Origin of the sequence: Caloramator mitchellensis (assembly GCF_001440545.1) — a bacterium.
Taxonomy (GTDB): Bacteria; Bacillota; Clostridia; order Clostridiales; family Caloramatoraceae; genus Caloramator; species Caloramator mitchellensis.
In genome coordinates this window covers 75,697-98,570 of sequence record NZ_LKHP01000007.1, presented here as the reverse complement: position 1 = coordinate 98,570, position 22,874 = coordinate 75,697, and the positions used below count along the sequence as shown (strand labels likewise).

Below are 22,874 nucleotides of genomic sequence, written 5' to 3'. Positions count from 1 at the left end.
TTATAATGGGAATTAAGATAAGTGTTGAGAAATTCGATTCAATTCTGAATGAATTAAAAAATGAATACAAAATATATGCACCTCATACATTTGCGGGACTTGGTGCATTTTCTGATACAAACTCAATAAGATATGCTGAGATAGATAGCATAAAAGATGTTGAATATAATAAAAAGTCGGACTTCTCTTTTAAGGAAATTGTTCTTCCGATTACCCAGACATTATTTTATTTTACAGAAGACGAGTGGATAGAGCCTAAGATAGTTGAAAAGAAGATATTAATTTTTGCAAGAAGCTGTGATATAAATGCCATTAGGTGCCTCGATGAGATGTATCTTAGAAATGGTTATGTCGACCCTTATTATAAGGCTTTAAGGGACAAGGTTAGATTTTGTCTTATAGAATGTAAAAACAGCTTTGAAAACTGCTTCTGTGTTAGCATGGAGGCAAATAAGACAGATGATTATGATTTGTTCATAAGGCTTGAAAATGAAGATGTATATATTGAAGTTAGAAATGAAGAGTTTAATTTATTCCAGGGAGAAGAAGCAGTTGTTGAACCTGTGTTTGTAACTGAGAATGAAGTTAAGGTAAGAGTTCCAGAGGAACTTGATGAGAGGATATTCAATTCAAGAATGTGGAAGGAATATTCTTCAAGATGCATAGGTTGTGGAAGATGCAATTTTGTATGCCCGACATGCACTTGCTTTACTATGCAGGACATATTCTACAAGGATAATAAGAATGCTGGTGAAAGAAGGAGAGTTTGGGCATCCTGCATGGTTGATGGATATACTGATATGGCAGGAGGTCATTCATTCAGACAAGACAAGGGAGATAGGATGAGGTTTAGAGTAATGCACAAAGTTTATGATTTTAAGAAGAGGTTTGGATATCACATGTGCACAGGATGTGGAAGATGTGATGATGTATGTCCAGAATATATTTCATTTTCAAATTGCATTAATAAGCTTAACGAAGCTGTAAAGGAGGTGCAGGAATGAATCCATATATGCCTTTCAAATCAAAAATATTAAAAATAATGCCTCATACTGATATTGATTATACATTTAGAATGGAATATAAAGGGGATGTAAAACCAGGACAATTCTTTGAAGTTTCTTTGCCTAAGTATGGGGAAGCCCCTATATCAGTGAGTGAAATAGGACCAGACTATATAGATTTTACGATAAGAAGAGTTGGAAGGGTTACAAACACGATACACGAATTTAAAGAAGGTCAATATCTATTTATAAGAGGACCTTACGGAAATGGATTTGATGTTTCATGGTTTGAAAACAGTGAGATAATAGTTGCAGCAGGTGGAACAGGCCTTGCACCAGTTAAGGGTATTGTAGATTATTATTCATTAAATCCTAAAAAGGCAAAAACATTTACTTTAATGGCTGGATTTAAGACACCTGATGATGTTTTATTCAGGGATGATTTTAAAAAGTGGGAAAAGAGCATAGACGTAATATTAACAGTTGATAGAGCAGAAGAGGGATATAAAGGAAACGTAGGGCTTATTACAAAGTATGTTCCTCAGCTAAATATAGAGGATATAGACAATGTTAAGGTAGTTGTAGTAGGGCCACCTCTTATGATGAAATTTACTGTTCAGGAATTTATTAAAAGAGGAGTTAAGGAAGAAAATATCTGGGTTTCATATGAAAGAAAAATGTGCTGTGGAGTTGGAAAATGTGGACATTGTAAGATAAACGATACCTATATTTGCCTTGAGGGCCCTGTGTTTAATTATGTTAAGGCAAAAACCCTTATCGATTAAGGAGGCTTTGATATGGATATTAATACAAAACAACTAAAAAAGAATGCCTTTAGAGTTACAAAGGAAAGAGGAAAAACGGCTGCAAGAATAAGGGTTCCTGGAGGGCATATGGAGGCAAATCTTTTGGCTATTGTTCAGGAGATTGCACAAAGGTATGGTAATGGAACAGTTCATATAACGACAAGACAGGGTTTTGAAATACCAGGTATTGACATGAAAAACATTCCAAAGATTAATGAAATGTTAGAGCCTCTATTAACTGGATTAGGAATCAACCATAAGGACCCAAAGACTGGGTATCCTGCGTCTGGAACAAGAAATATCGCAGCATGTATAGGCAACAGGGTTTGCCCTTTTGCTAATTTCGATACAACTGCTCTTGCACAGAGAATTGAAGGGGAAGTGTTTCCAAATGATTATCATGTAAAAATAGCTATTACAGGATGTCCAAATGATTGTATTAAGACAAGGATGCACGACATAGGAATAATAGGCATGACGGAACCACAATACGATGCCTATAGGTGCATTGGATGTCAGGCGTGTGTAACTAATTGCAAGAAAAGGGCAACAGGTGCACTCAAGTTTGAAAACTTTAAGGTTGTTAGGGACCATGAAAAGTGCATTGGCTGTGGTGAATGCGTATTAAAATGCCCAACTGGTGCATGGACAAGAAGTAAAAATAAATTATTTAAGCTTGTAATTATGGGAAGAACAGGCAAGAAAAATCCAAGAATCGCACAGGACTTTATAAAGTGGATTGATGAAGAGAGTATTATCAAGATTATTAAGAATATGTATCTGTATATAGACGAATTTATAGACAGAGATGCACCTGGCGGAAAGGAACATGTTGGATATATTGTTGACAGAACAGGATACCAGGTGTTTAAGGAATGGGTGTTAAGAGATGTTAAATTAAATCCAGAGGCAGAGGTTGCAGAGTATATATACTGGAAATAAAAAATTAAGGGCCAAACTGGCCCTTAATTTGAACATCAGCCACCGCCCGGTTGTTGCGGGAGGACGATGTTTGATGTATCAACGGAGTTAATATCGTCCACAACTTTGATAACTCCATTTAACATTCCCATCCAGCAACTGAAGTTAATATCTTCAACGTTTTCTGGTGTGAATTCAATTATGTTTTCACCTTCTTGAAGCTGTTTTTCAATTCTAAGAGAGGGGATAATTAAATAGTTATTGCATGAGGTTAACTCTTTTCCGTTGATTATGAATTTAACAGGAACTCCTCTTTGAACAACAAACACATTTGGAGTATATCCAGCATAGGTCGCATCCATCCTTATCGTCTGAACATCATCGGCAATTTCAGATCTTGCTGCATTTGAAACATTCGAATTTGAATATTTCATAGGATTTATATTTATTCCTGCAAGTGCAAAACCTCTTGAAAGCATTATAATTCCAAGAACCATTACAAAAATCCCGCTATATTTATATATCCTTTGAGAACCATTTTTATTTATTAGGGTAGATGCAATCCCAAGTCCGAGCATCAGAGGAACAGTTCCAATTGAGAATACAAACATTGAAAGTGCACCCTTTACAAAACTGCCGGTTGATAGAGCATAAAGCTGCATAGCCTGCAATGGACCACATGGCATTAAACCGTTTAAAATTCCTACAATGAATGGTGCATTTGAATTTCTTTTGAAATTAATACCTATATGCAATGAATTTGTATACTTTCTTAAAAAATTGAATCCAAAAAGATTAAGACCCATTACTACCATAAACAGTCCAGCGAAAACCATAATAAATGCCTTGGTATAGGGAGAAAGGCTAAATACAGAGCCTAAAGCACCTATTATCCCACCAAGCAGTGTATATGATATTACTCTTCCTAAATTGTATTGAAGTGCAGGGACAATTTTTGAATAGGTGGTATTTCCTTCTGATTTTAATGTTTGACTTAGCATTATTCCCCCACACATTCCTATGCAATGAAGGGATGTAAAAAGCCCTATTATAAATAAAATTAAATATGTCACCTCTCCACTTAATGCGGAGGAAATATTGAATATGTTTGACATTCTGTAAAGTAGAACCATTACCAAAATCAATATGATAAGTTCTAAAATCTTTTCAGTCGTATCTGCATCAAGGCTGTAGCCGGCCTTTTTAATTGCAGCTTTTATTTTTTCAAGACTGCATTCTTTAGAGTTAAACTCAACATATACCTCTCCATTTTTAAAGTTTGCTTTTGCAAAAACTATTCCGTCCAATTTTCTTATTTCATTTTCAATTCTAACCTCACATGAATTACAAGTCATATCTCTGACTTTTATTTTTTCCCGTTTTATGTTCATGCTCACACCCCTAACTATATAGTCTCGTTTTATGATATGATAATATATATTTGTGTATTTTTTATGAAGATACCACACAAAAAATACATAAATTTGTTTTATAATTTGTTTTGAATTAAAGGATGGGAGGATAAGAAAAATGAATCCAGTAGCTTTTTCAATATTTGGGCTTGATATAAGATGGTATGGAATTTTTATTTCAGCTGGAATTATTATAGGGATATTAGTATCTATTTGGACAACTAAAATAAATAGAGTTAATTTTGATAAGATGACGGATGCTTTATTAATTTCATTGCCATTTGGAATTATAGGTGCTAGGTTATATTATGTTCTGTTTAACTGGGGCTATTATTCAAAAAATTTATGGCAAATAATAGATATTAGACAGGGAGGACTTGCAATACATGGAGGTTTAATATTGGGAGTTTTAAGTGCTCTGATTTACATGAAAATAAATGGTATGGACTTTCTGAAATATTTGGACGCAGCAGCACCTTCGATTTCAATAGCTCAATCAATAGGAAGATGGGGAAACTTTTTTAATCAAGAAGCACATGGCGGAGAAGTTAGCAAGGCGTTTATAAGTATTTTTCCCGAATTTATTCAAAAGGGAATGTATATTGAGGGAATGTATTATCATCCTACATTTTTATATGAATCAATTTGGAATTTGATTAATTTTATTATTTTGATTTTTATTACCAAGATATATAATAAACAAAAAGGAATAATATTTGCATATTATATAGCCATATATTCCTTTGGCAGGCTTTTGATTGAAGGGTTGAGGACTGATAGTTTGATGATTGGCCCATTAAGGATTGCACAGGTTATAAGCTTAGTATTTTTATCAGCATCAATATATTTTATTAGGTTTAAAATAAAAAATAAATCTTCTGAATAAAGGGAGAATGTTATGGGAAACAGGATTCTAATTATTGAAGACGAAGTTAAAATTGCTGAAGTTTTAAGAGCTTATCTTGAAAGAGAAGGATATGAAGTTTTGATTGAACACGATGGGATTAATGGATTGAAATCGTTTGAAGAAATGATGCCCAATTTGGTTATTTTGGATTTAATGCTTCCTGATTTGAAGGGGGAAGAAGTTTGCAAGGCCATTAGAAGGGAGTCTAAAATACCGATTTTGATGTTGACAGCAAAGGTTGAAGAGGGCGATATATTAAATGGATTTAATATTGGGGCTGATGATTATGTAACAAAACCATTCAGTCCAAAGCAGGTTGTTGCAAGGGTTAAAGCGCTTCTGAGGAGGGCTAACAATGAGGAAATACTTGCAACTGAAATCAGATTTGATGAATTGGAAATAGATGATACAAAGCATGAAGTGAGGTTTAAAGGAAAGGATGTAATTTTAACACCTACAGAATATAAAATATTAATAACTCTTGCTAAAAATAATAAGAAAGTGTTTACAAGGGATGAATTAATTAATTTGATATTTGGGATGGATTACGACGGATATGATAGGGTTATAGATACTCATATAAAAAATTTGAGGCATAAAATCGAGGAAAATCCTAAGGAGCCCAAATTTATAAAGACAGTTCACGGTATCGGATATAAGTTTGGTGGTGAATAATATGGCTAAGAGTTTAAGGAAAAGGCTGACTATTTCCTACATTATAGTGAGTCTTTTCAGCGTTTTATTGATTGCGCTGTTTTCAAACTTTGTTCTTGAGGTTCAGTTCAGAGAATATGTTAAGAAAAATATAATCAGCAAATCAAATGAGATAGTAAACTCTATAAAAGAGAATTATCACAATGGAAATTGGAATGTATCTGCAATTGAAAATATAGGGGTTAATGCTCTTGAAAACGGCATGATAATAAAGGTTGTTGATGGTGATGGGAATATCGTTTGGGATGCAAAGCAATATAACAGCGGGCAATGCCAGAATATGATAGCTCATTATTCCAGCAATATGATGAAAAGATATCCTAATTTTAAGGGGGAATTTAAGGAAGATAGCTATGAAATCAAAATCAATTCAAATAAGATTGCAAACGTGTCCATTGGATATTTTGGGCCTTTTTATTTTACTGACAACGATATATTATTCCTAAATACATTAAACGGTGCCTTTATAATAGTAAGTTTTTTAACTGTTTTAATTTCAATTCTATTGGGAAGGCTAATTTCAAACAGAATTTCAGACCCAATTATAAGGGTTTCAAAATCTGCGAACAATATATCTGAGGGAGAATATGAAAATATTGAAGTGGTTTCCGATATAAGTGAAATAGATGAACTTATAAAATCTATAAACAATCTATCACAAAAGCTAAAGGAACAGGAGTTTTTAAGAAAAAGATTAACACAGGATGTAGCGCATGAGTTAAGAACACCTCTTTCAACTTTAAAGAGTCATATAGAAGCAATGGTTGATGGAATTTGGGAACCTGATAAAGATAGATTAAAAAGTTGTCTTGAAGAAGCAGAAAGGCTAAATGGTCTTGTTGGGGATATTTATAAACTATCAAGATATGAAAACGATACAAAACTAAATATTACAACATTTAATTTAGGATACCTTTTGCAGAGCATAATCATGAATTTTGAAAAAAACTTGATTGATAAGGGATTAAATTTAGTCACAGATATTAAAGATATAAACATAAATGCTGATAAGGATAAAATAGCACAGGCAGTTGTTAATTTGATTTCAAATGCCATAAAGTTTTCTAAAAATGGCGGTAAAGTATATATATCAAACTATTTATCAGATAATAAAGTTTATATAATAATAAGAGATGAAGGTTATGGTATTTCTGAAAAGGACTTGCCATATATATTCGAAAGATTTTATAGAGCTGATGAGTCAAGAAACAGAGACACAGGGGGAGCAGGTATTGGCCTTTCTATAACTAAATCTATAATTGATATGCATAAAGGAAGCATAAAAGTTAATAGTAAGATTAACCAGGGGAGTGAATTTATAATCGAGCTACCTCAGGACACGAATTTTTTAAACAATACATGGCATAATAATAAATGAAGTTGCTTTTCAGTAAATCAATATATATGTTATACTAATAAAAAACTAAAATTTGGGGTGACGTTATGAACAGAATAGGTAAGAGAATTGAAGAAGCAAGAAATAAATCATCTATAAGCGTAAAGGAACTTGCCAAAAAGCTTGGAGTTTCACCTGGATATATAATGGATATTGAAACAGGTAAGAGAATTATAAGCGAAGATATGATTAAAAGAATAGAAAAGCTTTTAAATGTTAACCTTGATGAGGACATATTTGAGGAAATAACCGAGCCTATTGAAAATATAAAGGCGGTTGAAAATCTGCCTATAAATAGGGAAATAGAAGAAGCTTTTTCGCACATTCTTAAAAAAATACCGGTCTGCGATGTTTACCTTAAGGAGATATACGACTATAAATTCCTTCCTGTAATAGATAAAAAGGTTGAAGGCTATAATCAGGATAAAATAGTATTCATAAAGGCTGCAGACGATTCAATGAGGGGATTCAGAATACTAAAGGGCGATACAATAATGCTTTATAAGACAAGTGAAATTGAAAATAATAGTATCATGTTGCTTGAATTTAACGGAAAAAGATATATTCGTCAAATTAAGCGACTGGATTCAAATAAGGTGTTGATAATAAGCAATGGAAATGATTTGAAAACTGAAACATTTGACGCAAAATCCTTCACAGTAATTGGGAAATGCATTAAAGTTGAAGTCGAATTGTAATGTTAATTAAGTATCATAGTTATTAATTTTTTTTAATATTTATTGAGCATTGTTTATGAATTTTACTTAATAATATCCCTTGAATTAAATGAATATAATACAATAAATCGGAAAGTTCAATATTTAATTATCGCCTTTTAATTTTAAAGTATAGCATATTTCTACAAAGATAATGTCTATATTTTCACAAAAAGTAGAATAACGTCAAAAATTGCGATAAAGAAATATTGAACTTTTCTGAAAAATGAATTATTATATTTAATAAGTTTAATTTAAGGGAGGGAATGGAATGGCTGAAAAAAGAGAAAACTGGGGAAGTAAACTCGGATTGATTCTTGCGATGGCAGGAAACGCAGTAGGCCTTGGTAACTTCTGGAGATATCCTTACCAGGCTGCAAAAAATGGTGGCGGAGCGTTCATGGTTCCATACTTCGCTGCACTTATACTTTTAGGTATTCCGCTAATGCTTGTTGAGTGGAATCAAGGAAGATACGGTGGAAAATATGGTCACGGAACATTAGGACCTATGGTTTACCTTCAAGCAAGAGAAGGAGTAAACCCAAGAGTGGCAAGAATACTTGGTGGACTTGCTGGAGCATTGGCACTTGGAGTAACGGTGCTTCTTAACTCATACTATAACCACATCATAGGTTGGACTTTAGGATATGCTTTTGAATCTGCAACCGGCGGATATATGGACAAGTCAGTAAGCACAGGTGCATATTTTGTAAACTATATCCAAAGCCCTTCAAAGGTTTTAGTTTTCTGGTTAATTGCACTTGCAGTTCTTGGATTTGCAGTTATGAGAGGTATCCAAAAGGGTATCGAAGCATGGGCAAAATTCATGATGCCAACAATCTATATATTCGGTATTATACTTATAATTAGAACATTAACACTTGGTGCACCAGTTAAGCCAGAATGGACACCTATTGCAGGTCTTGACTTTATTTGGTCGCCAAGATGGCAGGATTTGAACTGGCAGGCGGCACTTGCAGCAGCTGGTCAAATATTCTTTACATTATCACTTGGTATGGGTATTATCCAAAACTATGCATCATACCTTAAGCCAGATGATGATATAGTTCTTTCAGGATTTGCAACTATTTCATTAAATGAGCTTGCAGAAGTTGTTCTTGGTGGAACAATAGCTATTCCAATCGCTTACACATTCTTAGGACCTGAAGGACTAGGTGCAGGCGTTGGTCTTTCATTTATAGCTCTTCCAAACATATTCAGACAAATGGCTGGAGGACAAATATTCGGAACATTCTGGTTCCTACTATTATACTTTGCAGGTTTTACAAGTGCTATAGCAATGTATAACTATCTTGTAGCACTTTTAGAAGAAGAAGCTGGAGTTCCAAGAAAAGTTGGTTCAGTTGCAGTGTTTGTAATCTACATCATATTTGGTCTTCCTGTTGCGCTTGAACCAATACTTACAAAGACAGCAGACCTTGCATACCTTACTGAACTTGACAACTGGGTAGGAAGCTACCTCTTAGTAGTTCTTGGACTTTTGGAAGTTATGGTTACTGGTTGGTTGATGGGAGCAAAGGGGCTTGAAGAGATAAATAAGGGCGGTTACTGGAAGATTTCAAAGACATTCTACAGCGTATTTATTCAGGCTGTTACTCCAATAACAATAATAATTCTTCTATTCTTCTCAACAAAGGATTATATAAAGGCTGGATACTTCAAAGCTATCCCAAGCTTTGTTGAAAATTCACCAGCGTTGATTCCATGGGTTAACTTTGCTAGAATAGTTATGTTTACTGTATTAATCGTTGGTTTCGTTCAAGCGTATAGAAATATAGGCAAGAAATATGGACAGGAACTTCAAGAGGGCAAAGTCCTCATAAGGAGGGATTAATATGTCAGGTGGAGCATTAACATTTATGGTTCTTGCCTGGGGCGTCATTTTAGCAGCTGTTGCTGTAACTTTAAGTTCACTTCTAAAGCATAGTAAATAATTTTATGCCTCCCTCTTTGGGGAGGCATTTTTTGGAGGGACATTATGGACAAAAGCTTTTTTATTCTCATGGACGATGTAAAAAGAAGGGTAGAAAAATCAAATTTGAAAAACAAAGATGGCTATATCGATGAAATTGAAAGAATAAAAGTTATATATAAAGATATAGAGGTTAAAGAAAATAGAAGGGCAACCTATGATAGTGTTATTAAAATAGGCAAGGAACTTTTAAATGAGGAAAAAGATTTTAAGAAAAAATTAGAAGTGTTTTTAAGATATTGCAATGCTGCAGTATATGATTTTACTGATGGACTTAAGCCACTTAAGTATTTTATGCTTATGTATACTATCAGTTGTATGCTTTTCATGATATTAGCACCACAGTATCTTTCAGCTTTACTTCCTTTATTAATGATTCTTCCTATATTCTTAGGACTAAGAGGGATGAGAAAGAGGTCGCTTAATGGACTTATATTAGGTTTATCTGTCATGCCTATGAGCTTGTTAACTTCAACTATTGTGTTGAAAAATGCTTACTTGGTTAGAAACAATCCAACTGAATTTTTTATGAGTTTGGCACAGCAGTATAATAGATCCATTGAATTTGTAAGAACTATATTTATAGGTTCAACAGTTCTCGGCTTTATAATGCTTGTAACGACAATATACACTATTTATATGGGTTATAAGTATAGAAAAATGTTTGTTTGAATTATTAGCGCCATAATTGATTTCTCAGGTATTTGTTTTTCTCTTGTTTTATGGGAGATGCCTTTTGAAATCAATTATGGCGTTTTTATATTGACTTTGTGTATTTTATAATATAATTTTTTGATATAATTCTATTTAGTAATATAAAATTTATGAAAAAGGTGATTAGATGAGCTGTAATTTGTGTCCAAGAAGCTGTAGAGTTGATAGAAATGTTAATAAAGGATATTGTAATTCAATTTATACAGTTAAAGTTGCAAAGGCCTTTTTACACCAGTGGGAAGAACCATCAATCTCTGGAGAAAATGGTTCAGGAACAGTTTTCTTCTCGAATTGTAATTTAAAATGCGTATTTTGCCAAAACTTTAAGATAAGCCATGAGGGTTTTGGAGTAGAAGTTACAACAAATGAACTTTCAAAAATATTTTTAAGGTTGCAGGAAAAGGGTGCCCACAATATAAATCTTGTAACGCCGACGCATTATATTTTGCAAATAAAAGAGGCTCTTATATTAGCAAAAGAAAACGGGCTTAGTATACCCATAGTATATAATTCAAATGGATATGAAAACGTCGAAGGATTAAAGGAACTTGAGGGACTTGTTGACATTTATCTGCCTGATATAAAGTATTATGACGACAAATACAGCATTAAGTATTCTAATGCTCCAGGTTATTTTAAGGTTGCAACAGAAGCAGTTTTAGAAATGTATAGGCAGGTAGGAGAACCCATATTTGAGGATGGTCTTTTAAAAAAGGGACTGATGATAAGGCATATGATGCTTCCGGGGCTTTTGTTTGATTCTAAGAAAATAATCGATTGGGTGGCTAAGAATCTCCCAAGAAGCGTTTATTTTAATATAATGTGCCAGTATACTCCTATGTATAGGGCTGTTGAATTCCAAGAAATAAATAAAAGGGTAAATCCACTTCACTATGAATCGCTTGTGGATTACGCCCTTTTGAATGGATTAGAAAATGGATATTTTCAAGAATACGAAAGTGCAACGGAGGAATATGTTCCAAATTTTGATTTGGAGGGGATTTTTTAAAAAGAGTTCGTTATTACATCATTATAGTCTTTTATTTCAGTATCCTTATAAAATATATTCAATATTTCGGTGTATTTTTTGCCTTGATTTGCAAGGTTCATAGCTCCATATTGGCTCATTCCGACTCCGTGGCCATATCCTCCACCATATATGGTTAAGCTCTTTATTCCTCTTTCGGTTGAGAGCTTATCTAATGTAAAAAATGGAGATGGAAGCGATGAAATATTCTTAAGCTTAAGCCCTGTTATTGTTTCCACAATAAAATCATCCTTTGGGATAAAGAGCGATTTAATATTTGAAGAACCAATAATCTTAAGTGTTTTATCTTCGGTTTCTATTATAAGCTCTTGAATAACACCGGATTTTCCGCGTTTACTTATATATATATCCTTTATTTTGCTTATACCTTCCTCTGAAATTTTTGCTTTGCGGTAAAAGTTAAATATCCACTTTTCTTTGAAAGCATCGGGATTTTTAGTATATCTTTGATATATATTTTTGTTTATTGCTGAAATAAGCTCATTATAGGTTAAGGTTAATTTCCACCTAAAATATGGAGAGTTTGAATCGTAGGCATTTATAGTCCAGTCTTTGAAAAACCTTGCCGCGTCTTCAGTGGATTGGATTCCATTTATATTTTTTTTGGTAAAATCGACAAACTCTAGATAGGGTTTAGGGTTGGATGATTGACCCTCTGGGTAAATTTCATTATATGGTGCACCTAATCCACAGGATGTGGAGTAGTATTTTGCATCTATTATTTTATTGCCATATGCTAATACCTTTCCCTTTGTTTCTTGGATTGCTTGAATGCATAGTTCATTGGTAGGTCTTTCGTTGTATACTTGACTATTTGTTGTGTCATCTATATTAAACCCATATTTTGAAAATCTTCCTCCAAGTATTTCGGAAAAGGCATATGTTCTTGCAGCAACAGTCTGAACTTTATACCCTTCTAATCCGCCAAAACCAGGCATTTCTGAAGGGACTACATATTTTAGGTAGTCTTCTATGCTAAGCTCGTTAATCATTCTAAATTTATTATCTTTAATGAAAATTTCAAGCGTTCCATAGTATTCTGGAATGTAGCCGTTATTTCTTTGAAGAGAAGTTAGTTTCATTGGAGATTCTGAAGCAGTAATAAAAACTCTCTTATTTGTGATTAATGTATCTTTTCGAGGCTGATAAGCGTCCTTTGGTGATTCAATTATAAGTTTCATCTTTCCGCCAGATAAAGTTATTGTTACAGTTTCCTTTTTCTTTGTGCTAATATTAAAATCCTCTGACACAATATTCAAAGGTTTTTTTGAAGTTAATATTATGCTTTTGTGTTCAAGTGAGGTAAATTCTGAATTTGAAATACCAACTCTTATGTTATTTATTTCAGGAAAACCTTCTGAGATAACAGCCTTTATTTTATTATCAGCATTGAGTAAAAATGTATAATTTGAATGGCCTACAATTACTATATTTGATTTTACCTCTTTGTATTCGCCGCTTTCTTTCAGGAAGTAACTCACTTTATCTGCAAAGTCAAAATATTTATCGTTTATATTTATGCTTTTAGTATCCTTTTCATAAACTCTTCCTTTTTCAGACTTAAGTGGTGTTACTTTAACGACTCTAATGCCCTTTAAATCGATATCCAACGCAACGCCATCAATATTAAATTTTTTGCTTATAGTAACCCACCTTGTCTTAGAATCGTATAAAACTTTAATCCTTGTGTAGTTCTTGTATTGCTTTTTTTCGATAACAATTCCGCAATCAATTTTTGATGGAATTAGAAACATGAAATATGAGACTATCGATAAAAGAATAGCTGCAAGAAATATATATTTGTAAACCGCAGGGGTTTTGTTTTTTCCTCTTCTTCTTCGCAATTTAACCACCTCTTTGCATTCTTGAGTATATTTTATTACATTTCTATTCTAAAAAAAAGCAAAAAATATTGATTTATTGTTAACATTTAAAAAAAGTGATAGAATATATTTAGCCCATATCCTAAGGAATGGGACTTTAATTTAAAGAGGTGTCTAAAATGAAGATTGGATTTATTGGCGCTGGAAAGGTGGGTTCTGCCTTCGGACGCTATCTAAAGGAAAACGGTCTTGATATTGCTGGATTTTACAGCAGGTCAATCGAATCATCTCAAAGCGCAGCAGAGTTTACAGGTTCAAAAGCTATGGATATTGAAGAACTTGTAAATGATTGCAACTACATATTCATCACAACCCCAGACGGGGTCATATCAGAGGTTTGGGAGAGAATTAAAAAATACGATTTAAAAGGCAAAAACATATTCCATATGAGCGGATGTTTAGGCTCTGACATTTTTCAAGGAGCAAAGCATTTAGACGCGGATACCTATTCACTTCATCCATTGTTTCCATTTACGGATAGGAATTGTTTTACTTTCTTAAATGAGGTTGTTTTTTCTGTTGAAGGAGAAAATATAGATAAAATAAAATATTTTTTGAACGCAGCAAAACTAAAGTATTTTGTCATAGACAATAAGAACAAGGCAAAGTATCATGCTGCAGCTGTTTTTGCATCAAATTATATAGTATCCATTGCTAAAATAGCAAAGGAAATTTTATTGGATTGCGGAATGGATGAAAAGTATATTGTTGATGCAATCTATCCTTTGATGAAGGGTGCAGTATCAAATATTAGGGAAAAGGGAATTGAAGGTGCACTTACAGGACCTATTTTAAGAAGGGATGCAGGAACTATAAAATTGCACCTTGATAATTTAGATGATTTTGAGCATATTTATCGGTTATTAGGTTTAGCAGCCGTTGAAATAGAAAAAGGTAAGATTGAATATAAGGATGAAAAGTTAGAAGCTATAGAAAATTTGTTAAGGGGTGAATGATATGAAAAATACAGTGGCAACATTCAAAGAAGCAAAGGAAAAGGGTAAAAAGCTTACGATGTTAACAGCCTATGATTATTCCACGGCAAAACTTGTTGATGAAGCTGGAATTGATGGTATTTTAGTTGGAGATTCATTAGGGATGGTTGCATTAGGTTATGAGAATACATTATCAGTTACTGTTGACGATATGGTGCATCATATAAAGGCGGTAAGTCGTGGAGCTAAAAATGCACTTATTGTTGGAGATATGCCATTTCTTTCATACCATGTTTCAATTGAAGAATCTATAAGGAATGCAGGAAGACTAGTTCAAGAGGGAGGATGTCACGCCGTAAAACTTGAGGGAGGCTTAGATGTTTTAGATAAGGTTAAAGCCATTATAAAGGCTCAAATCCCTGTGATGGGGCATATAGGGCTTACTCCTCAATCGGTTAATATGCTTGGAGGATTCAAGGTTCAAGGAAAATCAAAGGAACAAATTAAAAGGCTTATAGATGATGCAAAATACCTTGAGGATGCAGGTTGCTTTTCAATAGTATTAGAAGCAGTTCCAGATGAGGTTGCGAGGATTATAACTGAATCAGTTTCAATTCCAACGATAGGAATTGGTGCAGGAAAATATTGCGATGGTCAGATATTGGTAGTAAACGACATGCTGGGATTATTTAGCGACTTTACTCCTAAGTTTGTAAAAAGATACAGAAGCCTCGGAGAAGAGATTAAGGCGGGAATAAAGGAATATATAGAGGATGTTCAAAATGAAATATTTCCTGATGAGGTTCATTCTTTTAAAATAAACAAAGAAGTTGTTGAAGAGATAAAGAAACTTTATTAGGAGGTCGGCGATGGAAGTTATAAGAAGTGTAAAAGAGATGAAAAATAAAATAAACGAGGTTAAGTTAAATGGAAAGAGCGTAGGTTTTGTTCCTACCATGGGATATCTGCATGATGGGCATAAAAGCCTTATAGAATACGCAAGAAGGGAAAACAATGTTGTAGTTGTAAGCGTATTTGTAAATCCTACCCAATTTGGACCTAATGAGGATTTTGAAAGATACCCAAGGGACGAGGAAAGAGATAAAAAAATATGCATGAATGCAGGATGCGATATTATGTTTATTCCAGATAAGGATGATATGTATGGAGATAATTACTCAACATATATAGATGTGTTTAACTTAACGGAGGGGCTTTGCGGTGCCTCAAGACCAGGGCATTTCAGGGGTGTAGCAACTGTTGTAACCAAATTATTCAACATTGTTAAACCGGACAGAGCATATTTTGGGCAAAAGGATGCCCAGCAGCTTGCTGTTATAAAGAGGATGGTTAAGGATTTGAATATGGATGTTGAGGTTATAGGCTGCCCTATAGTAAGGGAAGATGATGGGCTTGCTATGAGCTCAAGGAATACTTACCTTAACCAAGATGAGAGAAAGCAGGCACTTGTCCTTTATAAGTCGCTTAAACTTGCTGAAAAGATGATTAATGAAGGTGAAAGAAATGCAAACAAAATAAAAGAAGAGATGATAAATTTAATTAAAACAGCAAAGGATGCAAAGATAGACTATGTAGAATTTGTAGATGTTGAAAATTTAAAGCCGGTTGAAATTGTAGAAGGTGAAGTTTTAATAGCGCTTGCGGTTAAGATTGGAAAAACAAGGCTTATAGATAACATGACTATAAAATCTTAATCTTAAGTGCCAGGCACCAAAGGAGGAGTTGTATGTTACTTAATATGTTGAAATCTAAGATACACAGGGCAACTGTTACAGAGGCTAATTTAAACTATGTTGGAAGCATTACAATTGATGAGGATTTGATGGATGCCGCAGGCCTTTTGGAAAATGAAAGAGTGCAGATTGTAAATATAAACAATGGCAAAAGATTTGATACTTATATCATTAAGGGAGAAAGAGGCAAAGGGGACATTTGCCTTAATGGTGCTGCAGCGAGAATGGTTCATCCAGGCGATAAAGTAATTATTATGGCATATTGCTTTGTGGATGAAAATGAGGCTAAAAGCTTAAAGCCAAAGGTTGTGTTGGTGGATGAAAACAATAGAATTGAGAAGTTTTTGCACGAAGAAGCCAAGATGACTATTTAAAAGGGGCTTTGCAAACCTTGAAAGTTAAACTTAACAGGTTTGCAAAGCCCTTTTTAGCAAATCTCCTGATGAAACTGCATAATCCTCTTGATTTCATCCTCCGATGCACCTAAAAGGCGCAGGGCTTTAAAAATATGTTCATCAGCCTTATCGGAGTAAAATTCAGGTGAAGTTGCAACGGTTAAAAGGTCGATGGAATCAAAACGAGGAAGTTGATTAAGATGAAGGACGGTGTATTGTATTTTCTTAATTCCATATCTTGTTATAACTTCTAATAAAAAATCTACTTGATTTTCCTTCATGCTCATCTCTACCAAAACATCTGATGGGACAAATTTCTTAACCACACTTTCGTCGCATAGATTATATGAATCATCTGGGACAACCCAATATATTTTTTCAATAAATCCATCCCTTATGGCATACCATATATAATCATCGCAGTTCATATCCGTATCGCTTAGCAGCGTTAAATCCCTTTGCTTATTTCTATAAAGGTCGCTGTGGGCATCGATGTGGATAAGTGTATTATTAAGGCTTCTATTTATCCACCAGTATGTGTATGATTTTTTATGATTTGTGAAAAACTTTTTTTGCTTTGCCTTCAAAAGTCTAAGATTGTTCAATGTTGAAATAAAATTCTCAACATTTGAAACAGTGCAGTCTTCACCCTTATATTTTCTAATATTATTTATTCCTTCCTGTTTTATTGGTTTTACTAAAAAGTCCAAATCGATATCAACATATATTCTCATATAAATCACCCTTCATTTATTTTGCTTGATTTAATTGTATTAATATGTGATAATTAATTAGTAAATTATGTAAAATAATGCTTTTATATATTTGTGTTGATAATTTTAATCCTACAATGTAAAATAGTAGTAACTTGCTTGATAAGGGGGTGGGAAGGTGAAAAAAAAGGTCCTTATTCTTCTTTTGATTTTTACTTGTTTGCTGAATATAAATATATCTGCTGCGAGTAATACATATTACAACAAGTATTATAACATATTAAAGGATGGGTTATTGCATAAAAAAACTACGATTAGGCTATCGGGATACGATTATTCAAAGTTTGATTTAAATGGAACAGTAAAGGGTATAATGACAAAATATAAAAATGCAAAGTATATAGTTTCAGAGATTAGATACGTGAAAAAATCCAGGACTTTATCGTATGTTTATGTTAAATATAAACCAGCAGGATATATAGCAAATAATAAAACCGAGCTTGAAAGTATACTGTTAAATTTAATAAGAACCAAAACGCCGACTGCTTCTATTAAAATAAATAATTATAACTCAAGTTATAATTTTAAAGATATAGTTCATTCGATAGATTTGTCTAATAGCAGGTATTTTTTAAACGGTTTTTCATACAAATTGTATCAGCTTAAAACGATTCCAAATCAGGTTATTGTTGACTTTAGCTTTAAGTATATTGATTTGTATGGATACAAAACTCCTGAAGCCAAGTATTATAACATATTAAAGGATGGGTTATTGCATAAAAAAACTACGATTAGGCTATCGGGATACGATTATTCAAAGTTTGATTTAAATGGAACAGTAAAGGGCATAATGACAAAATATAAAAATGCAAAGTATATAGTTTCAGAGATTAGATACGTGAAAAAATCCAGGACTTTATCGTATGTTTATGTTAAATATAAACCAGCTGGATATATAGCAAATAATAAAACCGAGCTTGAAAGTATACTGTTAAATTTAATAAGAACCAAAACGCCGACTGCTTCTATTAAAATAAATAATTATAACTCAAGTTATAATTTTAAAGATATAGTTCATTCGATAGATTTGTCTAGTAGCAGGTATTTTTTGAACGGGTTCTCATACAAATTGTATCAGCTTAAAACAATTCCAAATCAGGTTATTGTTGACTTTAGCTTTAAGTATGTTGACCTGTATGAATACAAAAATCCTGAAGCAAGACAGATTGCAAAAAATAAAGAAGAGCTTTACGCTGTTATAAAAGATGCTATATATAATTTTAAAGACAGGATTGATATCAAATTTTCAGATACTCTTTTATATGAAAATCCAGGGATAGTGTTTGATTATATAGGAAAGGTCCTTGAGGATAATGGGGAGTTATACTATCTGCAATCCTATGGATACTTATCGCTAGGTCCTAATGTCACAGTTTTGATTAAATATACCTTCCCTTTGGATGTGTTGTTTTATAAAAGAAAAGCCGTTGAAGACAGGGCAAAGGAAATTATAGGAAGCATTATTAAGGAAGGCATGAGCGATTATGAAAAAGAAATAGCCATACACGATTATATTGTAAACAACACAAAGTATGATTATCAAAATGTTTTATCTGATACTGTTCCTGCTGACTCACATAATGCCTATGGAGCATTGATAAAGGGTATTGCAGTTTGTGATGGATATGCGACAGCTTTTAACATACTTTTAAAGATGGCAGGCGTTGAAAATAAAATGGTATTTGGATATGCAAATGGTATCCCTCACACGTGGAATTTAGTAAAGCTTGATGGGCAGTGGTATCATGTGGATGTAACTTTTGATGACCCTGTGGTAAACGGTGGGGCGATAGATGTTTTGAGCTATAGGTATTTCAATATAACAGATAATCAAATTTTGCTTGACCATAGCTTTGATAGGAGTAAATATCCTGTTTCCGCCACAATTCCATACACAAAGATACCATCAAAATAAGGCAAATTTTAGCCTTATTTTTTTATTACCCCCTTCTATTTTTTGAAAAAAGGGTATATAATAATAATACGAACAAATGTTCGGGTGGTGAGTGTGTGAGAACAATACTTCATGTTGATTTAAATGCGTTTTATGCATCTGTTGAGCAGGCTAAAAATCCAGAACTTAAGGGAAAGCCAACTGCAGTTGGTGGAGATAAGGATAAAAGAAACGGAATAATTTTAACAGCCTCCTATGAAGCAAGAAAATATGGGATTAAAACAGGCATGACTATTGGAGAGGCTCTAAACCTATGTCCTTTTCTTATTCTTGTCAGGCCAAAATTTAGAAATTATGTTGAGTATTCTGACAGGGTGATGGACATTTTAAAGAGCTTTACTCCTGATGTTGAAATTTTCAGCATAGATGAAGCCTGGCTTGATGTTACAGGGTGCGAGAGGCTTTTTGGAGATGGAGTAACGATTGCTAACAAAATAAGGGAGAGGATAAAAAAAGAACTTGATATTACTGCGAGCGTTGGGGTATCATACTGCAAATTAATGGCAAAGATGGCTTCAGACCTTAGAAAGCCTGATGCAACAAATGTGGTTATGCAAGATGATGTAAAGAGAATAATTTGGCCTTTACCCATTCAGGACCTCTTTGGAGTTGGAAGAAGACTAAAAAAAAGATTTAATGACATAGGCATCTTTACGATAGGCGACTTAGCAAATACTCCTTTAATACTTGTGGAAAATAAGTTCGGTAAGATTGGAAGATACCTTTGGCACTTTGCAAACGGTATAGATAACTCAAAGGTAACTGCCCATGGCAGAGGAGTAAAGGGTATCGGTAACTCCATAACCACATCAAGAAATGTATTGACATTTGATGAAGCCTCTGAGGTTTTGATGGCTCTTTCGGAGAGCGTGGGTAAAAGGCTAAGGGAACACGAATTTGAAGCAAGTGTTGTTGAAATAGTAATAAGATATTCAGATTTTTCAACAATAGTGAGACAGAGAAAATTAAAATTTTATACTGATTTGACTAAAGAAATACATAAAGAGGCATTGAAATTATTTGAAGAACATTGGAATGGAAGTCCATTAAGGCTCCTAGGAGTTAGGGTAACAGGATTAAGGCCGGTTGAGGGCTTCAGACAAATAAGTATATTTGATGATAAGTTGAGGGCAAAATACGAAAAAATAGATAAATGTGTGGATACTATTAGAGAAAAATTTGGATATTCTTCAGTGGTAAGAGGAAGTCTTCTTATAAATCAGAGCCATAAGAATATCAAAATAGTTTCGGATGAGGAGTGGGTGCCTATGAATCCATTTAATAAAGGCGGTGGTCAAATATGAAAATGGTTAGGGAGATAGTGGATGCTATTGTTTTGTTTGAAAGAGAAAATGTAAATCCAATGTTTATAACCTCCAGCAGGGGGAATATAAAGATAAATAAAGTTGTAAAGGTAAGCAAGGAGAGGAGAAATTTAAGGGACTGTTATATTTATTTATGTGTTGTTGATGGAAGGGACGACCCAGTTGAACTTAGATGGGAAATTGAGAGCAACAGATGGTATATGGAAAAGATATAAATACGAAATATATATTTTAAATATGGTTTAACAATTCAAAAATAGACGAAATATAAAGAAAAAATAATCAAAATATTTGACAAAAATAATGAGACATGCTATTATTACAATTGTGAATAAGAGGCCATCCATATAATCCTAAGAATAGGGCTTGGGAGTTTCTACCGGGAAGCCGTAAACTTCTCGACTATGGGTGAGCTACGGTGGAATTTGCCATCTAGCTCTCCATAGCTAGATGGCAAATTTTTTTTAGGAGGGACTTGCCGTGATGGAAAAAACAAGTAAGAAAAACCAATCGTTTTTAGAAAGTATATTTCATTTAAGAGAGGCTGGCACTGATGCTAAAACTGAGATTTTAGCAGGTATTACAACTTTTATTACAATGGCATACATCATATTTGTAAATCCAAACATACTAAAATTTGCAGGAATGAATAAAATAGGAGCGCTTGGAGATGCTGCAGTAAATTTCAATGCAATAAATGACCCGGTCGTTGCATCGGTATTCGCGGCAACAGCAATTTCAGCGGCTTTAGGAACGTTTATAATGGCACTTTACGCAAATGTTCCATTTGCTCAGGCACCAGGTATGGGGCTTAATGCCTTTTTTACTTATAGCGTATGTTTAAACCTTGGATATACATGGCAGCAGGCACTTGCAGCCGTATTTATATCAGGATTCTTATTTATAGTTATAACTGTAACTTCTTTAAGAGAAAAGATAGTCGATGCACTCCCTAAAAATTTAAAACTCGCAATATCAGGCGGAATAGGTCTTTTTATTGCGTTAATTGGTCTTAAGAATGGAAGCATAATAGTTGATAACCCTGCTACATTGGTTGGGTTTGGCAGCTTTACTGATAAAAGAGCATTATTGACGTTGATTGGAATTATAATAACAGCAATCTTAATGGCAAAGAGAGTTAAAGGCTCGATACTTATTGGAATTATAGCAACAACTATAATAGGAATCCCTATGGGGATAACTAATTTAACTGGAGTTCAAATATTAAGCGCACCACCATCACTTGCTCCTACTTTTATGAAGGCTGACTTTGCAGGGCTTTTAGGAATCGGCGGAGCAGGAGTTATAGGGGCAATAAGCAGCGTTATTATGGTTGTAATATCCTTCAGTTTAGTAGATATGTTTGATACGATAGGAACACTTGTAGGGACAGCACAAAAGGCAAATATGCTTGATAAGAACGGAAAAATGAAGAACATGAATAAGGCTCTTTTAGCAGATGCAGTAGCAACGACAGCCGGAGCACTCCTTGGAACAAGCACAGTTACTACCTATGTTGAATCAACTGCAGGTATTTCAGAGGGTGGTAAGACAGGTCTTACATCATTCACCGTTGGGGTCCTATTTTTATTATCACTTTTCTTTGGAGGACTTGTTGGAGTTGTTCCATCTGAGGCAACAGCACCAGCCCTTGTAATCGTTGGCGTTTTAATGATGACTGCAGTTAAGAATATAGATTTTGATGATTTTACAGAAGCGCTTCCTGCATTCTTTACAATTGCGATAATGCCATTCAGCTACAGCATAGCAAATGGAATTGCAGCAGGAATAATATTCTATCCGATAATGAAGATAGTAACAGGAAGACAAAAAGAAGTTCATCCAATACTTTATATACTTGCTGTTCTATTTATATTAAGATTTACTATGTTCCCCCATTAGAATTAACATACAAAAAGGCTGCCTTGACTTATAAGTTAAGGGAGCCTTTTTCGTTATGGGTTTAAATAATAATACGGACATATGTGCCGTCGTGGCTTTGTATGTTTACTAATTCTAAACCCTTGTATCTTTTTAGTTCATCAAAAGCGTTTGAGAGAGCATCCCAGTCTATGGAATTTATATAAATCAGGGCTTCTTCTTCGGTAACATATTTTTTAGCCATTTTGCCTCCAAACCTTATAAAAAATTTTATTAAAGATGCAGGCAGAATTATGGGTAATTTAAAGTTCATGTCAGGCGTTTTTAGTATAATCTTCATAAT

Annotated in this window: 22 protein-coding genes and 1 riboswitch; of the genes, 18 read left to right on the top strand and 4 right to left on the bottom strand. The window is 33.8% G+C overall.

Going from position 1 to position 22,874, the window contains the following annotated elements:
- Window positions 1-5 precede the first annotated feature (5 nt).
- Genes asrA through asrC form a run of 3 tightly spaced genes read left to right on the top strand, consistent with a single transcriptional unit; the run spans window position 6 to window position 2,752 of the window.
- Window positions 6-1,004 (top strand): anaerobic sulfite reductase subunit AsrA, encoded by a 999-nt coding sequence (gene asrA / locus ABG79_RS07435; protein WP_057978711.1) that lies wholly within the window; start codon window positions 6-8, stop codon window positions 1,002-1,004.
- Window positions 1,001-1,789, top strand: coding sequence for an anaerobic sulfite reductase subunit AsrB (gene asrB, locus ABG79_RS07430; protein ID WP_057978709.1), 789 nt, complete (start codon window positions 1,001-1,003; stop codon window positions 1,787-1,789). Before asrA ends, asrB begins: the two co-directional genes overlap by 4 nt.
- Window positions 1,790-1,801: 12 nt before the next feature.
- Complete coding sequence (gene asrC / locus ABG79_RS07425; RefSeq protein WP_057978708.1) at window positions 1,802-2,752, top strand: sulfite reductase subunit C; 951 nt, start codon at window positions 1,802-1,804, stop codon at window positions 2,750-2,752.
- A 35-nt stretch (window positions 2,753-2,787) separates the two neighbouring features.
- Here asrC and ABG79_RS07420 read toward each other — a convergent pair whose 3' ends face one another.
- Complete coding sequence (locus tag ABG79_RS07420; RefSeq protein ID WP_242859318.1) at window positions 2,788-4,122, bottom strand: urease accessory protein UreH domain-containing protein; 1,335 nt, start codon at window positions 4,120-4,122, stop codon at window positions 2,788-2,790.
- 139 nt (window positions 4,123-4,261) lie between these two features.
- Between ABG79_RS07420 and lgt the strand changes: the two genes are divergently transcribed.
- From lgt to ABG79_RS07385, 7 genes are all read left to right on the top strand, one after another.
- Window positions 4,262-5,029, top strand: coding sequence for a prolipoprotein diacylglyceryl transferase (gene lgt, locus ABG79_RS07415; RefSeq protein WP_057978706.1), 768 nt, complete (start codon window positions 4,262-4,264; stop codon window positions 5,027-5,029).
- Between the two features lie 12 nt (window positions 5,030-5,041).
- The gene (locus ABG79_RS07410; protein ID WP_057978704.1) at window positions 5,042-5,725 is read left to right on the top strand and encodes a response regulator transcription factor; all 684 of its coding nucleotides are present in this window, start codon (window positions 5,042-5,044) and stop codon (window positions 5,723-5,725) included.
- Window position 5,726: 1 nt separating this feature from the next.
- On the top strand, window positions 5,727-7,142 hold the full coding sequence (locus ABG79_RS07405) for a sensor histidine kinase (protein ID WP_057978702.1): 1,416 nt from the start codon (window positions 5,727-5,729) through the stop codon (window positions 7,140-7,142).
- Window positions 7,143-7,207: 65 nt separating this feature from the next.
- On the top strand, window positions 7,208-7,858 hold the full coding sequence (locus ABG79_RS07400) for a helix-turn-helix domain-containing protein (RefSeq protein ID WP_057978700.1): 651 nt from the start codon (window positions 7,208-7,210) through the stop codon (window positions 7,856-7,858).
- A 289-nt stretch (window positions 7,859-8,147) separates the two neighbouring features.
- Window positions 8,148-9,731, top strand: a complete 1,584-nt coding sequence (locus tag ABG79_RS07395) for a sodium:neurotransmitter symporter family protein (RefSeq protein ID WP_057978698.1) — start codon at window positions 8,148-8,150, stop codon at window positions 9,729-9,731.
- Between the two features lie 144 nt (window positions 9,732-9,875).
- A complete protein-coding gene (locus ABG79_RS07390; protein ID WP_057978696.1) occupies window positions 9,876-10,541 on the top strand; it encodes a hypothetical protein in 666 nt (221 codons plus the stop codon).
- Between the two features lie 169 nt (window positions 10,542-10,710).
- Window positions 10,711-11,592 (top strand): radical SAM protein, encoded by an 882-nt coding sequence (locus ABG79_RS07385; RefSeq protein WP_057978695.1) that lies wholly within the window; start codon window positions 10,711-10,713, stop codon window positions 11,590-11,592.
- Here the strand turns inward: ABG79_RS07385 and ABG79_RS07380 are convergent.
- Window positions 11,589-13,475, bottom strand: a complete 1,887-nt coding sequence (locus tag ABG79_RS07380; RefSeq protein ID WP_057978692.1) for a SpoIID/LytB domain-containing protein — start codon at window positions 13,473-13,475, stop codon at window positions 11,589-11,591. The genes ABG79_RS07385 and ABG79_RS07380 overlap by 4 nt on opposite strands.
- Before the next feature lie 149 nt (window positions 13,476-13,624).
- On the opposite strand from ABG79_RS07380, the gene ABG79_RS07375 reads away from it, so the two are divergent.
- From ABG79_RS07375 to panD, 4 genes are read left to right on the top strand one after another with little or no spacing between them, the layout of a single operon-like run.
- A complete protein-coding gene (locus tag ABG79_RS07375; protein WP_278287116.1) occupies window positions 13,625-14,470 on the top strand; it encodes a Rossmann-like and DUF2520 domain-containing protein in 846 nt (281 codons plus the stop codon).
- A gap of 1 nt (window position 14,471) precedes the next feature.
- On the top strand, window positions 14,472-15,308 hold the full coding sequence (gene panB / locus ABG79_RS07370; RefSeq protein WP_057978688.1) for a 3-methyl-2-oxobutanoate hydroxymethyltransferase: 837 nt from the start codon (window positions 14,472-14,474) through the stop codon (window positions 15,306-15,308).
- Window positions 15,309-15,318: 10 nt separating this feature from the next.
- A complete protein-coding gene (gene panC / locus ABG79_RS07365) occupies window positions 15,319-16,164 on the top strand; it encodes a pantoate--beta-alanine ligase (protein ID WP_057978686.1) in 846 nt (281 codons plus the stop codon).
- A gap of 32 nt (window positions 16,165-16,196) precedes the next feature.
- The gene (panD, locus tag ABG79_RS07360) at window positions 16,197-16,577 is read left to right on the top strand and encodes an aspartate 1-decarboxylase (RefSeq protein ID WP_057978685.1); all 381 of its coding nucleotides are present in this window, start codon (window positions 16,197-16,199) and stop codon (window positions 16,575-16,577) included.
- Between the two features lie 53 nt (window positions 16,578-16,630).
- On the opposite strand, the gene ABG79_RS07355 is transcribed toward panD, so the two are convergent.
- Window positions 16,631-17,332 (bottom strand): hypothetical protein, encoded by a 702-nt coding sequence (locus ABG79_RS07355; RefSeq protein WP_057978683.1) that lies wholly within the window; start codon window positions 17,330-17,332, stop codon window positions 16,631-16,633.
- Between the two features lie 157 nt (window positions 17,333-17,489).
- Between ABG79_RS07355 and ABG79_RS07350 the strand changes: the two genes are divergently transcribed.
- The 4 genes from ABG79_RS07350 to ABG79_RS07335 all read left to right on the top strand — a co-directional run bounded on the left by ABG79_RS07350 (window position 17,490) and on the right by ABG79_RS07335 (window position 22,552).
- Entirely contained in the window at window positions 17,490-19,286 is a 1,797-nt protein-coding gene (locus tag ABG79_RS07350) for a transglutaminase domain-containing protein (protein WP_057978681.1), read from the top strand.
- Window positions 19,287-19,381: 95 nt separating this feature from the next.
- Complete coding sequence (gene dinB, locus ABG79_RS07345) at window positions 19,382-20,629, top strand: DNA polymerase IV (RefSeq protein WP_057978679.1); 1,248 nt, start codon at window positions 19,382-19,384, stop codon at window positions 20,627-20,629.
- Window positions 20,626-20,865: a hypothetical protein gene (locus ABG79_RS07340; protein WP_057978678.1), complete on the top strand. Its 240-nt coding sequence runs from the start codon at window positions 20,626-20,628 to the stop codon at window positions 20,863-20,865. The genes dinB and ABG79_RS07340 overlap by 4 nt, the downstream gene beginning before the upstream one ends.
- Window positions 20,866-20,973: 108 nt before the next feature.
- Window positions 20,974-21,075, top strand: a riboswitch (purine riboswitch).
- A 58-nt stretch (window positions 21,076-21,133) separates the two neighbouring features.
- Window positions 21,134-22,552 (top strand): NCS2 family permease, encoded by a 1,419-nt coding sequence (locus tag ABG79_RS07335; RefSeq protein ID WP_057978748.1) that lies wholly within the window; start codon window positions 21,134-21,136, stop codon window positions 22,550-22,552.
- Between the two features lie 61 nt (window positions 22,553-22,613).
- Here ABG79_RS07335 and ABG79_RS07330 read toward each other — a convergent pair whose 3' ends face one another.
- The gene (locus tag ABG79_RS07330) at window positions 22,614-22,871 is read right to left on the bottom strand and encodes a hypothetical protein (protein ID WP_057978675.1); all 258 of its coding nucleotides are present in this window, start codon (window positions 22,869-22,871) and stop codon (window positions 22,614-22,616) included.
- Window positions 22,872-22,874: the final 3 nt, after the last annotated feature.

What these genes read in the sequence shown, in the direction of transcription:
- ABG79_RS07340 (WP_057978678.1), top strand. Translation starts at nt 20,626, where the DNA reads ATGAAAATGGTTAGGGAGATAGTGGATGCTATTGTTTTGTTTGAAAGA.
- ABG79_RS07355 (WP_057978683.1), bottom strand. Translation starts at nt 17,332, where the DNA reads ATGAGAATATATGTTGATATCGATTTGGACTTTTTAGTAAAACCAATA.
- panB (WP_057978688.1), top strand. Translation starts at nt 14,472, where the DNA reads ATGAAAAATACAGTGGCAACATTCAAAGAAGCAAAGGAAAAGGGTAAA.
- ABG79_RS07410 (WP_057978704.1), top strand. Translation starts at nt 5,042, where the DNA reads ATGGGAAACAGGATTCTAATTATTGAAGACGAAGTTAAAATTGCTGAA.
- ABG79_RS07400 (WP_057978700.1), top strand. Translation starts at nt 7,208, where the DNA reads ATGAACAGAATAGGTAAGAGAATTGAAGAAGCAAGAAATAAATCATCT.
- ABG79_RS07395 (WP_057978698.1), top strand. Translation starts at nt 8,148, where the DNA reads ATGGCTGAAAAAAGAGAAAACTGGGGAAGTAAACTCGGATTGATTCTT.
- panD (WP_057978685.1), top strand. Translation starts at nt 16,197, where the DNA reads ATGTTACTTAATATGTTGAAATCTAAGATACACAGGGCAACTGTTACA.
- ABG79_RS07390 (WP_057978696.1), top strand. Translation starts at nt 9,876, where the DNA reads ATGGACAAAAGCTTTTTTATTCTCATGGACGATGTAAAAAGAAGGGTA.
- ABG79_RS07420 (WP_242859318.1), bottom strand. Translation starts at nt 4,122, where the DNA reads ATGAACATAAAACGGGAAAAAATAAAAGTCAGAGATATGACTTGTAAT.
- panC (WP_057978686.1), top strand. Translation starts at nt 15,319, where the DNA reads ATGGAAGTTATAAGAAGTGTAAAAGAGATGAAAAATAAAATAAACGAG.
- ABG79_RS07335 (WP_057978748.1), top strand. Translation starts at nt 21,134, where the DNA reads ATGGAAAAAACAAGTAAGAAAAACCAATCGTTTTTAGAAAGTATATTT.
- ABG79_RS07385 (WP_057978695.1), top strand. Translation starts at nt 10,711, where the DNA reads ATGAGCTGTAATTTGTGTCCAAGAAGCTGTAGAGTTGATAGAAATGTT.
- ABG79_RS07405 (WP_057978702.1), top strand. Translation starts at nt 5,727, where the DNA reads ATGGCTAAGAGTTTAAGGAAAAGGCTGACTATTTCCTACATTATAGTG.
- asrB (WP_057978709.1), top strand. Translation starts at nt 1,001, where the DNA reads ATGAATCCATATATGCCTTTCAAATCAAAAATATTAAAAATAATGCCT.
- asrA (WP_057978711.1), top strand. Translation starts at nt 6, where the DNA reads ATGGGAATTAAGATAAGTGTTGAGAAATTCGATTCAATTCTGAATGAA.
- ABG79_RS07330 (WP_057978675.1), bottom strand. Translation starts at nt 22,871, where the DNA reads ATGAAGATTATACTAAAAACGCCTGACATGAACTTTAAATTACCCATA.
- asrC (WP_057978708.1), top strand. Translation starts at nt 1,802, where the DNA reads ATGGATATTAATACAAAACAACTAAAAAAGAATGCCTTTAGAGTTACA.
- lgt (WP_057978706.1), top strand. Translation starts at nt 4,262, where the DNA reads ATGAATCCAGTAGCTTTTTCAATATTTGGGCTTGATATAAGATGGTAT.